This is a genomic window from Rhodococcoides trifolii (assembly GCF_014635345.1).
Lineage (GTDB): Bacteria > Actinomycetota > Actinomycetes > Mycobacteriales > Mycobacteriaceae > Rhodococcoides > Rhodococcoides trifolii.
Genome location: NZ_BMCU01000003.1, coordinates 79,744 through 93,532, shown reverse-complemented (window position 1 = coordinate 93,532; position 13,789 = coordinate 79,744). Strand labels below are relative to the sequence as shown.

14 protein-coding genes are annotated in these 13,789 nt (G+C 66.6%); 9 read left to right on the top strand and 5 right to left on the bottom strand.

Features of this window, described 5'->3' with window-relative positions:
* The first annotated feature begins 32 nt into the window (after nucleotides 1-32).
* Nucleotides 33-593 carry a DUF2567 domain-containing protein gene (locus tag IEW02_RS13725; RefSeq protein WP_188545428.1) on the top strand — a complete coding sequence of 187 codons (561 nt, stop codon included), beginning with the start codon at nucleotides 33-35 and terminating at the stop codon, nucleotides 591-593.
* Here IEW02_RS13725 and IEW02_RS13720 read toward each other — a convergent pair.
* Entirely contained in the window at nucleotides 556-1,251 is a 696-nt protein-coding gene (locus tag IEW02_RS13720) for an NUDIX hydrolase (protein ID WP_308933183.1), read from the bottom strand. The two genes, IEW02_RS13725 and IEW02_RS13720, sit on opposite strands and share 38 nt — an antisense overlap.
* An 81-nt stretch (nucleotides 1,252-1,332) precedes the next feature.
* Here IEW02_RS13720 and nadA point away from each other — a divergent pair, with 81 nt between their 5' ends.
* Genes nadA through nadC form a run of 3 tightly spaced genes read left to right on the top strand, consistent with a single transcriptional unit; the run spans nucleotide 1,333 to nucleotide 4,861 of the window.
* On the top strand, nucleotides 1,333-2,373 hold the full coding sequence (nadA, locus tag IEW02_RS13715) for a quinolinate synthase NadA (protein WP_188545427.1): 1,041 nt from the start codon (nucleotides 1,333-1,335) through the stop codon (nucleotides 2,371-2,373).
* Nucleotides 2,370-3,995: an L-aspartate oxidase gene (locus tag IEW02_RS13710; RefSeq protein ID WP_188545426.1), complete on the top strand. Its 1,626-nt coding sequence runs from the start codon at nucleotides 2,370-2,372 to the stop codon at nucleotides 3,993-3,995. Before nadA ends, IEW02_RS13710 begins: the two co-directional genes overlap by 4 nt.
* Nucleotides 3,995-4,861, top strand: coding sequence for a carboxylating nicotinate-nucleotide diphosphorylase (gene nadC / locus IEW02_RS13705; protein ID WP_188545425.1), 867 nt, complete (start codon nucleotides 3,995-3,997; stop codon nucleotides 4,859-4,861). The genes IEW02_RS13710 and nadC overlap by 1 nt, the downstream gene beginning before the upstream one ends.
* 2 nt (nucleotides 4,862-4,863) lie before the next feature.
* Here the strand turns inward: nadC and aztD are convergent, their stop codons facing one another.
* The 4 genes from aztD to IEW02_RS13685 all read right to left on the bottom strand — a co-directional run bounded on the left by aztD (nucleotide 4,864) and on the right by IEW02_RS13685 (nucleotide 8,026).
* Nucleotides 4,864-6,057: a zinc metallochaperone AztD gene (gene aztD, locus IEW02_RS13700; protein ID WP_188546108.1), complete on the bottom strand. Its 1,194-nt coding sequence runs from the start codon at nucleotides 6,055-6,057 to the stop codon at nucleotides 4,864-4,866.
* A 109-nt stretch (nucleotides 6,058-6,166) separates the two neighbouring features.
* Entirely contained in the window at nucleotides 6,167-6,577 is a 411-nt protein-coding gene (locus tag IEW02_RS13695) for an arsenate-mycothiol transferase ArsC (RefSeq protein WP_188545424.1), read from the bottom strand.
* On the bottom strand, nucleotides 6,570-7,661 hold the full coding sequence (gene arsB, locus IEW02_RS13690) for an ACR3 family arsenite efflux transporter (RefSeq protein ID WP_308933182.1): 1,092 nt from the start codon (nucleotides 7,659-7,661) through the stop codon (nucleotides 6,570-6,572). Before arsB ends, IEW02_RS13695 begins: the two co-directional genes overlap by 8 nt.
* Complete coding sequence (locus IEW02_RS13685) at nucleotides 7,658-8,026, bottom strand: ArsR/SmtB family transcription factor (protein ID WP_188545423.1); 369 nt, start codon at nucleotides 8,024-8,026, stop codon at nucleotides 7,658-7,660. The genes arsB and IEW02_RS13685 overlap by 4 nt, the downstream gene beginning before the upstream one ends.
* A 187-nt stretch (nucleotides 8,027-8,213) precedes the next feature.
* On the opposite strand from IEW02_RS13685, the gene IEW02_RS13680 reads away from it, so the two are divergent.
* The 5 genes from IEW02_RS13680 to hisB all read left to right on the top strand — a co-directional run bounded on the left by IEW02_RS13680 (nucleotide 8,214) and on the right by hisB (nucleotide 13,788).
* Nucleotides 8,214-10,133: an HNH endonuclease signature motif containing protein gene (locus IEW02_RS13680; RefSeq protein WP_188545422.1), complete on the top strand. Its 1,920-nt coding sequence runs from the start codon at nucleotides 8,214-8,216 to the stop codon at nucleotides 10,131-10,133.
* 34 nt (nucleotides 10,134-10,167) lie between these two features.
* Nucleotides 10,168-10,635: an SRPBCC family protein gene (locus IEW02_RS13675; protein ID WP_188545421.1), complete on the top strand. Its 468-nt coding sequence runs from the start codon at nucleotides 10,168-10,170 to the stop codon at nucleotides 10,633-10,635.
* Nucleotides 10,636-10,727: 92 nt separating this feature from the next.
* Complete coding sequence (hisD, locus tag IEW02_RS13670; RefSeq protein WP_188545420.1) at nucleotides 10,728-12,068, top strand: histidinol dehydrogenase; 1,341 nt, start codon at nucleotides 10,728-10,730, stop codon at nucleotides 12,066-12,068.
* Nucleotides 12,065-13,177 carry a histidinol-phosphate transaminase gene (locus IEW02_RS13665; protein ID WP_188545419.1) on the top strand — a complete coding sequence of 371 codons (1,113 nt, stop codon included), beginning with the start codon at nucleotides 12,065-12,067 and terminating at the stop codon, nucleotides 13,175-13,177. Before hisD ends, IEW02_RS13665 begins: the two co-directional genes overlap by 4 nt.
* On the top strand, nucleotides 13,174-13,788 hold the full coding sequence (hisB, locus tag IEW02_RS13660) for an imidazoleglycerol-phosphate dehydratase HisB (RefSeq protein ID WP_188545418.1): 615 nt from the start codon (nucleotides 13,174-13,176) through the stop codon (nucleotides 13,786-13,788). Before IEW02_RS13665 ends, hisB begins: the two co-directional genes overlap by 4 nt.
* The last annotated feature ends 1 nt before the right edge of the window (nucleotide 13,789 follow it).

The following is a 13,789-nucleotide window of genomic DNA, read 5'->3' as shown; positions in this document are numbered from 1 at the left end:
CGCCCGGCCGGCCCCGTCGTAGTGTTGATCCGGTGAGACACGCGATGCGCCGCCCGATACCGATCGTGGTTGCCGTGGTTCTCGTGGCCAGTGCTCTGGCCGGTGTCGTGTGGGGTGTGCTGGCGCCCACCGAACACCTGATGGTGGTCGAGGAGAATCGCGGGATCCTGCTGACGGGGGAGAGTGCCCACCGCTTCGACGCTCTTGCCCTGTTCGTGTGCATCGGAGTTGGGCTGGGTGTGGTCGGTGGAGTCGGGTCGTGGTCGACACCATCTTCTCGGGGGCCCGCCATGACAATCGCTCTGACGATGTCGTCGTTGGTCGGAGCTGTCGTCGCCGCGGGCGTGGGACTCGGAGTCGGAGGGCTGCTGCACCCGCGCGCTGCGTCCCCTGCGGTGGGCGACGTCATCTCCCTCGCCCCCGGGCTGTCGACGCCGCTCGCGGTCCTCGCGCAACCTCTCGTCGCTGCACTCGTAGTGGTCGTCCTCGCCTCGCTGAGCCGATCGGACGATCTACGCAGGCATACCGACGACGATGCGGCCGAGGACACCGACGTCAGCTCGGTGGCCGCAGAGCCGCGAACTCGTCCGTGACCCGCAGGGTCGATTCTCGGAACCGGTAGAGGGTGGGCGGACGCCCGCCGGAGGGGCCGGGCGGAGCCGTGGTGCCGGTGGATTCGAGCACCCCGCGCCGGCTCAGTACCCGCTGAAGATTGGTCGTATCGACCTGGTATCCCAATGCGGCGCAATAGATGTCGCGCAGAGTCGACAGCGTGAACTCCGCCGGCGCCAGCGCGAACGCAATATTGGTGTAGGACAGTTTCGCGACGAGCCGTGTGCGTGCGTGCCGCACCATGGTGCCGTGGTCGAACGACATGTTGGCCAAGCTCGACACGCGATGCCACGCGGTGTCGACGGGCAGCGTGGGATCGGCCAGGATCGGGACCAGGCCGAGGAAGGTCGACGCGATGCGCCGCGGTCCCGGTGCGCGGTCCGGATGCGAGAACACGGACAGCTGCTCGAGGTGCGCGACCTCACGCACGTCGACTTTTTCCGCCAGCAGCCGTCGGGCCGAGGTGGGCAGATCTTCGTCGTCCGCGAGGGTGCCGCCGGGCAGCGACCAGGTGCCGTTCTCGGGGGAGCGGGCGCGCTGCCAGAGCAGCACCGCGAGCTCGGCGGGTTCACCGGTGTCGAAGACTCGGACTTGGAACACGACACTGAGCACTTCGTGGACGGTGCTACGATGTGGCATGTTTTCGATCATAAGTCGAAAACCTCCGAGGGAGAAACCGCCGGTCGAATTGAGGCCGGTCGCAGGGTGAAGGAGAAGACCATGGCGACCACGACGTTATGGACGGGCGGACTGTCGCAGATTCACGACGGGCCGGGCGGGTACAGCGGAATCGAGGCCGGCCCGGAGTGGGCTGCGGAGATCAAGCGACTCGCGAGATCTCGCGGAGCGACGATCCTGGCGCACAACTATCAGCTCCCGGCCATTCAGGACGTCGCCGATCACGTCGGAGACTCGCTGGCGCTCTCGCGCATCGCAGCTGACGCCTCCGAGGACGAGATCGTGTTCTGCGGTGTGCACTTCATGGCCGAGACCGCCAAGATCCTCAGCCCGGACAAGCGCGTCCTGATTCCGGACGCGCGCGCCGGATGTTCCCTGGCGGACTCTATCGATGCCGAGCAGTTGCGCGAGTGGAAGTCCGAGCACCCGGACGCCGTCGTGGTGTCCTACGTCAACACCACGGCCGAGGTCAAAGGTCTGACCGACATCTGCTGCACGTCGTCCAACGCCGTCGAGGTCGTCGAGTCGATCGACCCGGACCGCGAAGTGCTGTTCCTTCCGGACCAGTTCCTCGGTGCTCACGTCAAGCGCGTCACCGGCCGCACCAACATGCTGATCTGGGCCGGTGAGTGCCACGTCCACGCCGGAATCAACGGCGACGAGCTCACCGCTCGCTCGCGGGCATACCCCGAGGCCGAGCTGTACGTGCACCCCGAATGCGGTTGCGCCACATCCGCTCTTTACCTGGCGGGCGAAGGATTCGTGCCTGCAGAGAAGGTGAAGATTCTCTCGACGGGTGGCATGCTCGACGCGGCTCGCACCACGGGGGCCAAGCAGGTTCTGGTGGCGACCGAGATCGGGATGTTGCACCAGCTTCGCAAGGCGGCTCCCGGCGTGGACTTCCAACCGGTCAACGAGCGCGCGTCCTGCCCGTACATGAAGATGATCACCCCGGCCGCGCTGCTGCGTTGCCTCACCGAGGGCAAGGACGAGGTGCACGTCGATCGCGGGGTCGCGGAACGAGCTCGCCAGTCGGTCGAGCGCATGATCGCGATCGGCACACCCGGCGGCGGCGGGGAATGACGCAGCGGGAAGGCCGGAGGCCGGTCGGTTCGCAACAGCGGGAAGGCCGGAGGCCGGCCGGTTCGCAAACCTGGGAGGTCGACGCGGACCTGGTGGTCGTCGGCGGCGGTGTCGCCGGCCTGGCCGCAACCATCGAGGCCACTCGGCGCGGCTTGCGCGTGGTCACGGTCGCCAAAGCTGATCCCGGTCAGACATCGACGCAGTACGCGCAGGGTGGCATCGCGATCAGCTACGGGGACGACATCGCCTCGCACGTGGCGGACACCTGTGTCGCCGGCGCGGGCCTTTGCGACGAGCTAGCCGTGTGGTCCATCCTGTCGTCCGGCGCCGCAGCGCTGGACACCCTCGTCGGGTTGGGTGCGCGTTTCGACACGAACGCCGACGGGTCTTTTGCGCTGACTCGTGAAGGTGGACATGCAATTTCGCGCATAGTCCACGCGGGTGGCGATGCCACCGGTGCCGAGGTACAGCGTGTGTTGTCGTCGGCAGCGACCGCGGTGCTCGTGGGGACGACGGCCGTGCGCGTGCTGACCGGACCGTCCGGTGCGGCCGGTGTGCTGGTGACGTCCGAGCAGGGAGTCGGCGTCCTGCGCGCGCCCGCTGTGCTTCTGGCGACCGGAGGGCTGGGCCAGTTGTTCTCGTGCAGCACCAACCCTGCGGCGGCGACGGGGGACGGAATCGCGATGGCTCTGCGTGCCGGCGCGGTCGTGTCCGATCTGGAGTTCGTGCAGTTCCACCCGACGGTGTTGTTCGACGCTGCCGGCGTCGGCCGGCGTCCGTTGATCAGCGAGGCCGTGCGCGGCGAGGGTGCCCGACTGGTGGACGTCACCGGGAGATCCGTCATGGCTGGTGTACATCCGCTCGGAGATCTCGCGCCCCGCGACATCGTGTCGCGAGCGATCGCCACACGCCTGCGCGAGACGGGGGGCGATCACGTGCTGCTCGACGCCCGCGGCATCGACGACATTGCACACCGATTCCCGACGGTCACCGCGTCGTGCCTCGCCGCGGGAATCGATCCGTCGGTCGACCTGATCCCGGTCGCGCCGGCGGCGCACTACTCCTGTGGAGGCGTCGTCACCGATGTGCATGGGCGAACGGCTGTTCCCGGCCTCTATGCGGCGGGCGAGGTGGCCCGGACCGGTCTGCACGGGGCGAATCGACTCGCGTCGAACAGTCTCGTCGAGGGGGCCGTGGTGGGAGCGCGAGCGGGCGTCGTCGCTGCGGAGCGTCGCGGTCTTCTCGTGGACATCGACGCAGACCAGGTCGACGACGTGGTCTCCGGATCGTGGACGCAGAGACGGATGCCTCGCTCGATGATCCAGGAGGTCATGACGACTCACGTCGGCGTCGTGCGGGACGGTTCCGGATTACGTTCTGCAGCAGTCGTTTTCGACTCGGCCACCGATCAGTCGGTGTCGAGCGGTGTCGAAGCGGAGGACGCTGCGCTGACCCTTGTCGGAACTGTGATGGTGGCTGCCGCCGCGCTGCGGGCGGAAACTCGCGGGGCCCACACCCGACTCGACCGCGACGGTGAAGATCCCCAACAACGTCGAAGCACCACCTTCGGCCTGGACGCGGACGGCGCCGTTTCGGCGCTGGAGCTGGCAGGGGTGGCGTGATGACCGAATTGGCAGGCACCGGCCTGGACCTGGACGAGGTTCGTGGGGTTGTTCGAGCGGCGCTCGACGAGGACCTCCGACTCGGCCCCGACATCACGTCCTTGGCCACGGTTCCGAGCGACGCACGGACGACCGCGTCCGTCGTCTCCCGCGCCGAGGGCACCGTCGCCGGTATCGACGTGGGAATTCTCGTCCTGGACGAAGTGATCGGAGCCGACCGGTACGAGATCGTGTCACGCCGCGACGACGGGTCTCGTGTGGAGCCGGGGCAGTCCGTGTTGACTGTCGAGGCTCCCACGCGGGAACTGCTCACCGCGGAACGCACGATGCTCAACATCATGTGTCACTTGTCCGGAATCGCCTCTGCCACAGCCGAATGGGTGGCGGAGGTCCAGGGCACGTCCTGCGTCGTTCGTGACAGTCGAAAGACGCTGCCCGGCCTGCGAGCGCTGCAGAAGTACGCAGTGCGCGCCGGTGGCGGTGCGAATCACCGTATGGGCCTCGGTGACGCGGCGTTGATCAAGGACAACCACGTCGTGGCTGCGGGCGGAGTCGTGGCTGCGCTGCGCGCCGTAAGGGCCATGGCTCCCGATATTGCGTGCGAGGTCGAGGTCGACACCCTCGAGCAACTCGACGCGGTGCTCGCCGAGGGTGTCGACCTCGTTCTCCTGGACAACTTTCCGTTGTGGCAGACGCAGATGGCGGTGCAACGGCGGGACAAGCAATCGCCGCGCACCCGACTCGAATCGTCGGGCGGGCTCACCTTGGCCGTTGCCGCCGACTACGCGCGGACGGGTGTGGACTTCCTCGCGGTCGGTGCGCTCACGCATTCGGTGACGGTGCTCGACCTCGGACTGGACTTCTGACCTCAGCCGGTGACGCCGGTCAGCTCGTTCGGAACATGGTCGAGTTCGGCTGTCGCAGTCACGGTTCCGGACGCGAGATCGACCGCATGAACCGTCGACGTGGAGGGATCGGTCACGTAGGCCGCTCCGTCCTGTACGAACAGAGCCGGTCGCGGCGACTGCCACTCGTCGGGCTCGGTCCACGGGTCGATCACCGGGATCGTCCTCGAGACGCGGGCAGTCTCCGGATCCACGACGTGGATCGCGCCGTCCGTACCCAGCACCAATCCCTCACCGGCGGGCCCGCGGCCGAGTGACCGGAAGGTGTAGCTGGTGCCGAGGTCGACGAGTTGCACCGTCGACGTGCGGGTGTCGGTGATCGACACCCGCGTCGGCCGCTCGAGTTCGGCATCGGGGTCGGCTTTGTAGTCGCCGAGCACGTAGCTCGAGTTCTCGTTGCCCGCCTGATTCCCGATGCGGCCGTAGAGGTCCGGGCTCTGCGCCTTCGTGATCACCCCGTCTCGGTAGACGACCAGACCGTTCTCACACCCGAGAACCACGGTCTCGTCCGCAGCCACGGCCTCTCCGTGCACGCCGGGGCAGGCGTCGGTGCGGGCACGTTCACGGCCATCGGCATCGGTGACGACCACTCCGGTTCGCCCGTCCTCTGTTCCCACGGTCGTCAGCATCGACCCGTCAGCGAGTTCGACGGCGACACCGTGGTGAGCGTCCGGTGTGCGGTGGGTACTGGTCGGAGGTTGTCCGCTTGCAAGGTCTTTCGGGTCGAACGAGGTCACGGTGCCCGTTCCGTCGTCGAACAGCACGGTGCGCCCAGCGTGGCGCACGACGTGTCCCGGTTCCTCGGCCTCGAACGCGGTCTCCGTCATGGCCGGTTCCGTCGTGTAGTGATGCGCGTGGTCGCCGTGTTCCCTGGACCACGTGCCGGCGTCGAGAACGTCGAAACTGTCTCCGGCGCTGACGATCACGTGTCGACCGTCCCCGGCCGGGTTCAGCCGTACGAACCCGGTGGCAGCGGTGTTGCCGACGGCCTCGAGCGTCGTGGCATCGAGGACGGTGATGCCGCCGTCGTGGGAGATCGCCAATCGTGGAGTCGCCGAGGCATTCTCGGACTTGTCCGCGGCGGGTGGTTCGGGTGCAGGATCGTCGGTTGCGCATGCGGCGAGCAGTAGGGCGCAGGTCGCTGTCGTCAGCGCCATGCGAAGAGTAGTGGTCACGGTGTGAATGTCTACGGCTTAATGTAAACGATTGTCAAAGTCGTGAACGTGCATGTATCGATCGAAGTTCAGGGACGACGGGCCGATCGAATCAGGGTCTCGACCGGTCGGCGATAGCTCGGATCCGCGCGCTGATGTCGTCGGCGATCAGCCGCATCCTGTCGAGTCCGTCGATCCCGCGTGCCGACGGCTCGTCGGTGTCCCATACCTCGAGCTGCACACCGTGGGGTGCGGTGACCTCAGCCTTTCCGACTACGACGACAAGGTCGGCGGCGCGCATCAACTCGTCGGTGAGTTGGCGAGGGCGGTGGTGGTCTGCTCTCGCTCCGCGTTCGGCGAGCACCTGAGCGGAAAGCTCGTTGACGGTCCCGCCGATCCGGGCTTCGGTGCCCGCCGACGATGCGGCGATCGTTGGGGTGATCGTCGTGGTCAGCCTCTCGGCCATCACCGACTTCCCGCGGTTGCTCACGCACACGAACAGCACTGATGTCGGATCAGTCATGGTGCACAATGCTTTTCGGCGGGGTTGCGGCGAATCGGCTGCGCAGTGCCAGGGAGACGTAAACCAACCCGACGAGTACGGGTACTTCGATGAGCGGTCCGACGACGCCGGCGAGGGCTTGGCCTGACGTGGCGCCGTAGGTGGCGATCGAGACGGCGATGGCGAGTTCGAAGTTGTTACCCGCAGCGGTGAACGCAAGGGTGGTGGTGCGCTCGTAGCCCAGCCCGATCGCGGCGCCGAGGGCGTAACCGCCACCCCACATCACCGCAAAGTACACCAGCAGCGGTAGCGCGATACGCACGACGTCGAGGGGCTGCGACGTGATCCGATCACCCTGCAGCGCAAAGAGAACGACGATGGTGAACAACAGCCCGTACAGCGCCCAGGGAGAGATCCCGGGAACGAACTTCTCCTCGTACCACTGCCGTCCCTTTGCTCGCTCGCCGAAGTACCGGGACGCGAACCCCGCCACGAGCGGCACTCCCAGGAAGATCACAACCGACTTGGCGATCAGCCAGGGTGAGGCCTCGATGGTGGTCTGCTCGAGGCCCAACCACCCCGGGAGCACCGAAAGGTAGAACCAGCCGAGAACGGAGAACATGACCACCTGGAATACCGAGTTGACGGCCACGAGGACCGCAGCGGCTTCACGGTCACCACAGGCGAGGTCGTTCCAGATGACGACCATCGCGATGCACCGGGCGAGTCCGACGATGATCAACCCTGTGCGGTACTCGGGAAGGTCCGGAAGAAGCAGCCACGCGAGGGTGAACATCAACGCCGGTCCTAGCACCCAGTTCAAGGCCAAAGATGCTGCAAGCAAACGCTTGTCACCCGTCACGCTGTCGAGGCGGTCGTAGCGCACCTTGGCCAGCACGGGGTACATCATGACCAGCAGTCCGATGGCGATCGGCAGCGAGATGCCGTCGACGGAGACGGCCGACAGTGCGTCGTTCACGCCGGGAATGGTTCTGCCCAGCAGAAGGCCCACGACCATGGCGACGCCGATCCACACCGGTAGGAATCGGTCCAGCGTAGACAGCTTGCCCACGACGGCAGGTGACCGCTCGGTACCGGTGCTCACACCGTCACCGCATTCACGCCTGCGAGCGGTGCCATGTCCGCAAGCGCAGCTGCCAGGGGTGCCAGCGCGGACGGTACGACTCGGTAGTACACCCACGTGCCCCTGCGCTCCGATGCGACGAACCCGTTGTCGCGTAACACTTTCAAGTGGTGCGAGATCGTCGGTTGTGACACCGCGAACGTCGGCGAGATGTCGCACACGCACGCCTCGCCGCCGTCTCGGCCGGCAATCATGCTCAGCAACCGCAGCCGCACCGGATCCCCGAGGGCCTTGAACGCTCCCGCGAGCACCGTCGCATCGGTCTCGCTCAGCGGATCGCTCGTAGTCGGGGTCGGACAGCACTGATCACCGGTTCGAAACGACATACCCTTATATTGACGTACGTCGAATCAAGAGGGCGAACCGGGTCACCCGAATGAAGCCGTTCCTGCCCCGATTCGACCACTGTGCCGCAGATGCACATAGGTCTGACATAGATTCCTGCACCGAAGTTGTTGCTGTGACCTATTTTTGGCCTTGCGGGCGTCAGCGCCAGGCAGTAGAATCGAATGCATGTTCGAATCGGGGGATTCTGGTGGACCAGCGGTGGTGCAGTCGGCCGCTGCGTTGGTTGCTGCTCTCGACGAGACGCGTCGTGCGGTGAATCGGTTCGATGCTCAGCGGGTGCATTATGCGTACGACCTGCTCGATGTGCGGTTGACCGCTGAGCTCGAATCGGGGTCCAGGTGCGCCCAGAGTGCTGCGCGGACCGCGACGGTGGATGTGGCGGAGGCGTTGAGACTGTCGCAGGACGTGGCGATGACGGTGATCGAGGTGGGGGAGCAGCTGTGGCACCGGTTGCCGTTGCTGAACGCCGCGTTCACCGCCGGGGAGGTCGATTACCGGCGGGTGGCGACGACCGTGTCGGTGCTGAAGCGAGCGTGTGATTCGACGGTGGCGGCGGTGGAAGCGGAAGCCGTTGCTGCGGCGCAGTCGAAGACGCCGGGTCCGTTGCGGGATGCGGTGTGGTCGTTGTGGTTCGATCACGACCCGGACGAGGCACGGGCGGCGCAAGAGGTTGTGCGCAAGGACAATTCGCGGGTGTATCGGCGTAAGCGTGGCGACGGGTTGTCCGATGTGGTGATCACCACCGGTGATCTCGCGGCGCAGGAGTTCATGGATCGGATCGAGCAGTTGGTGGGCACGGTGTGCACGAACGACCCACGCTCGAAGGGTGAGTTGCAGGCAGCTGCGGCGACGGCGATGGCGCGCGATCAGAACGCGATCGAGTGCCGGTGCGGGCTGGACGAGTGCCCGGTCGCGGGCCTCGAGGTGGGTCCGGCGCCGGTGCGCAGGATCGCGGCGTACATGGACATCGAGGTGCTGCTGGGTTTGTCGTCGACCCCGCCGACGTTGGCCGATGGGACACCGCTCGATCCGGAGGTGGCGCGGGTGTTGGCCGCGGATGCGCGGTGGCAGATCATTCTCACGGAGATGCGCACCGTCGCCGCGGGGTATCGGCGGGACAACCCGGCGGAAGCAGACGCTGATTCGGACTCGGTGGACGCCGAGTCCGCATCGGAGCCCATCGACGCCGATGATTTAGTGGAACATTGTGAATCGGCCGCCGACGGCGAGTCGGGTACGCCGCCGCCGCGCCCGGCCCCGGGTGTGCCGACGCGGTTGACCTCGTGCCGCGCGCGAGTGTTGCTGCATCGCAGCCGCTCCTACACGGCGCCCACGCTTCCGGTGTCGTCGTCGCCACCGATGAGACCGAAGGCGCATTACTGGTTCCGGGCGCTCAACCGCCACGTCGCGGATTTGCTGGCGCAGATCGCGGCGAACCCGTCGTTGGCGAACGGGGTGCATCCGGACGGTCACGGGGGACACCTGTGCCCACCCAAGGGGGCGTTGACGTACGCCCCGTCGGCGGAGGTGGCGGCGTTGGTGCGGGCGCGGTACCGCAAGTGCGTCGCCCCGGGGTGCTCGACGCCCTCGGAGCGTTGCCAACTCGATCACACGGTGCCCTTCGATCACGACGATCCGATGCGGGGTGGGTGGTCGATCGTGGAGAACCTCGGGCCGCTGTGTGTGACGCACCATCAGGTCAAGACGGAGCGGCATTGGTTGCCGGCGATCATGGCGGACGGGTTCGTGGCGTGGCGCACCGACACCGGGTTGATCAGGGTGAGCGCGCCGGCGCCGGGGTTGATCACGTTCGCGTCGATGGCGTTGGGGGAGGAGATCGACGCGGGTCGGGGTAAGCCGTGGCCGCTGCGGGCGTCGACGCCGTTGCCTGCGGATCTGGATGCGCCGACGTGGTGGGAGCACTACCACTCGATGTTGGGTATCGACCGGTGGGTGACGGAGACGGCGATCGCGACGATGCGGTACGGCCCGGATCGTGATGCGGCGCGGGCGTTGCGGGTGAAGTACCTCGAACACCGCGCGATCGTGCGAGCCCGCCGCGCCGCGGAGCCCGCCCCGTTCTGAGTTTGCCCATAGAGCGCACGGGTACACGAGCAGCATGGCAACAGTGACGAACGTAGACAAAGGGAAGCACGCAATTTCGCGTCGAGTGACGGTCGCCACAGATGCGAACACTCTCTTCGACATCGTGGCCGACCCGCACCGGCACAGTCAGCTCGACGGATCGGGAACGGTCAAGGACAACGTCAAAGGCCCCACGCGGCTCGGCCCCGGCGACAAGTTTTCCGTCGGGATGAAGCAGTTCGGTGTTCCCTACAAAATCACCAGCACCGTGACGGAGTTCGTGGACGACGCCGAGCGCAAAGTCCTCGAATGGCAGCACCCGATGGGTCACCGCTGGCGCTGGGAGCTGGTCCAGACCGGACCGACCTCCACCGAGGTCACCGAGAGCTTCCTCTACGACACCGCGAAGAGTCCCAAGATCCTCGAAGTACTGGGTCAGACGAAGGCGAACAGCAAGGGCATCACCGCCACACTCGAGAAGCTGTCGTCGAAGTACTCCTGACCGGCGTGAAAAAGACCGCCGTGTGAAAAACTAGGTGACGCGTACTGGATAATCGGATCGTCAGCTTCTCCGGCATCCGAAAGGTATTCGTCATGACTGCCCGCACCGAGCTCCGCCGCGTCGACCTTCGCGGCAGCTCTCCGTCCACGGCCGAACTCAGGGCCGTGCTCCCGCGAGGCGGAGTGGACGTGAACTCGGTGCTCCATCTGGTGCAGCCGACGGTGGACGATGTCCGCGATCGCGGTGCGGACGCCGCCCTCGATTTCGGCGAGAAGTTCGACAAGGTTCGACCCGACACCGTTCGAGTGCCGCAGGACGAGTTGGTCAAGGCCCTCGACAACCTCGACCCGGATGTCCGTGAGGCACTGGGCGTCGCGATCGAGCGCACCCGCACGGTGCACAACGATCAGCGCCGGACGGACAGCGTCACCGAAGTGGTGCCCGGCGGAACGGTGACCGAAAAGTGGATCCCGGTCGACCGGGTCGGTCTGTACGTACCCGGCGGGAATGCCGTGTATCCGTCGTCCGTGGTGATGAACGTCGTACCCGCCCAGGCCGCAGGCGTGGCGTCGCTCGTGGTCACCTCGCCGCCGCAGGCCGAGTTCGGTGGGCTTCCGCACCCGACGATTCTGGCCGCCGCGCAGATGCTGGGTGTCGACGAAGTGTGGGCAGTCGGAGGCGCCCAAGCCGTCGCGTTGCTCGCGTACGGCGGTACCGACACCGATGGCGCGCCTCTCGACCCGGTGGACATGGTCACCGGCCCGGGAAACATCTACGTCACCGCCGCCAAGCGCATCTGTAGAGGCGTCGTGGGCATCGACTCCGAAGCCGGTCCCACCGAGATCGCGATCCTCGCCGATCACACCGCCGATCCGGTTCACGTGGCAGCAGACCTCATCAGCCAAGCCGAGCACGACGTGCTGGCGGCCAGCGTGCTGGTCACCACCTCCACCGATCTCGCGGACGCGGTGGACGCGGCGGTAGTCGACCAGTTGCAGATCACGAAGCACTCCGAGCGGGTCGCCACCGCCCTGTCCGGCGAGCAGTCGGGAATCGTTCTGGTCTCGTCCGTCGACGACGGGCTCCGCGTGGTCGATGCGTACGCGGCCGAGCACCTCGAGATCCAGACCGAGGACGCATCCGCCGTGGCGCACCGGGTCCGCAGCGCGGGCGCCATCTTCGTCGGTCCCTGGGCCCCCGTCAGTCTCGGTGACTACTGCGCCGGTTCCAACCATGTGTTGCCCACCGCCGGGTGCGCGCGCCACTCGTCCGGTTTGAGCGTGCAGACGTTCTTGCGCGGTATCCACGTGATCGACTACTCGCGGGACGCACTCGAAGACGTGTCCCGTCACGTGATCTCCTTGGCCAACGCGGAGGATCTCCCCGCGCACGGTGAGGCCGTGCGGGTTCGCTTCGAAAGCCTGCGCCCGTGACGGCGCCGGGAGCGGGAACGACCCTGGGCGACTTGCCGATTCGCGACAATCTGCGCGGTAGGTCGCCGTACGGCGCTCCGCAGCTCACGGTGCCGGTTCAGCTCAACACGAACGAGAATCCGCATCCTCCGACCCGCGCTCTCGTCGACGACGTCGCCGAGTCCGTGCGGGAGGCCGCGTCGGTGTTGCACCGGTATCCCGACCGCGATGCGGTGGCGCTGCGGCAGGACCTCGCTTCGTACTTGACCAAGCAGACGGGCGTGTACGTCACCCCGGACAACGTCTGGGCGGCAAACGGTTCCAACGAAATCCTGCAGCAGCTGATGCAGGCGTTCGGTGGACCCGGCCGGACCGCGTTGGGGTTCGTCCCGTCGTACTCGATGCATCCGATCATCTCGGCCGGAACTCAGACGGCGTGGCTCGACCTCACCCGCCGGCCGGACTTCACACTGGACGTCGACGCCGCGGTTGCCGTGCTCGCCGAACAGAAGCCGGACGTCGTGTTCGTCACCAGCCCGAACAACCCGACGGGCCACAGCCTGAGCCTGGACGATCTTCGCCGAATAGCGCGAGCGGCAACCGGAATAGTCATCGTCGACGAGGCCTACGCGGAATTCTCCAGTGCGCCCAGCGCTCTCGAACTCGTCTCGGAGTTTCCGGCACGTCTGGTCGTGAGCCGAACGATGAGCAAGGCTTTCGCGTTCGCCGGTGGTCGCCTCGGTTACCTGGTGGCGTCGCCGGCCGTCGTCGACGCACTTCTGTTGGTGCGCTTGCCCTATCACCTTTCCGTGGTCACGCAGGCCGCGGCCCGGGCGGCTCTCCGTCACGCCGACGACACTCTGGGCAGTGTGAACGAGCTGGCGCTCCAACGTGATCGAGTGTCCGCGGCACTCACCGAACTGGGCTTCGACGTCGTCCCCAGCGACGCGAACTTCTTGCTGTTCGGCCGCTTCGAGGACGCGCCCCGCACGTGGCAGCACTACCTCGACCGTGGGGTGTTGATCCGCGACGTCGGTATCGACGGATACCTCCGCGTCACGATCGGTCTCGTGAACGAGAACGATCGCTTCCTCGCCGTCAGTTCCGAACTCGTACAGGAGATCTCGTGACCCCACGCATCGCGCGCATCGAACGGACCACCAAGGAGTCGTCGATCGCTGTCGAGTTGAACCTCGACGGAACCGGCGTGGTGAACGTCTCCACCGGGGTGCCGTTCTTCGACCACATGCTGACGGCGCTGGGAACGCACGCCAGCTTCGACTTGGACGTCCAGGCCACGGGCGACATCGAGATCGAGGCGCATCACGTGGTCGAGGACACGGCCATCGTGCTCGGGCAGGCGTTGGCCGAGGCCCTCGGGGACAAGAAGGGCATTCGCCGATTCGGCGACGCGTTCATCCCCATGGACGAAACCCTGGCGCACGCAGCCGTCGACGTGTCCGGCCGTCCGTACTGCGTCCACACCGGCGAACCCGAGCACATGCTGCACGCGGTCATCGGGGGATACCCCGGCACGCCGTACGCCACGGTGATCAACCGGCACGTGTTCGAGTCGATCGCATCGAACGCGCGCATCGCCCTGCACGTCCGAGTGCTCTATGGACGCGATCAGCACCACATCACCGAGGCCGAGTTCAAGGCGGTTGCCCGCGCGCTGCGAGTCGCCGTCGAACCGGATCCCCGCGTGTCGGGAGTGCCGTCGACCAAGGGCGTTCTCTGAG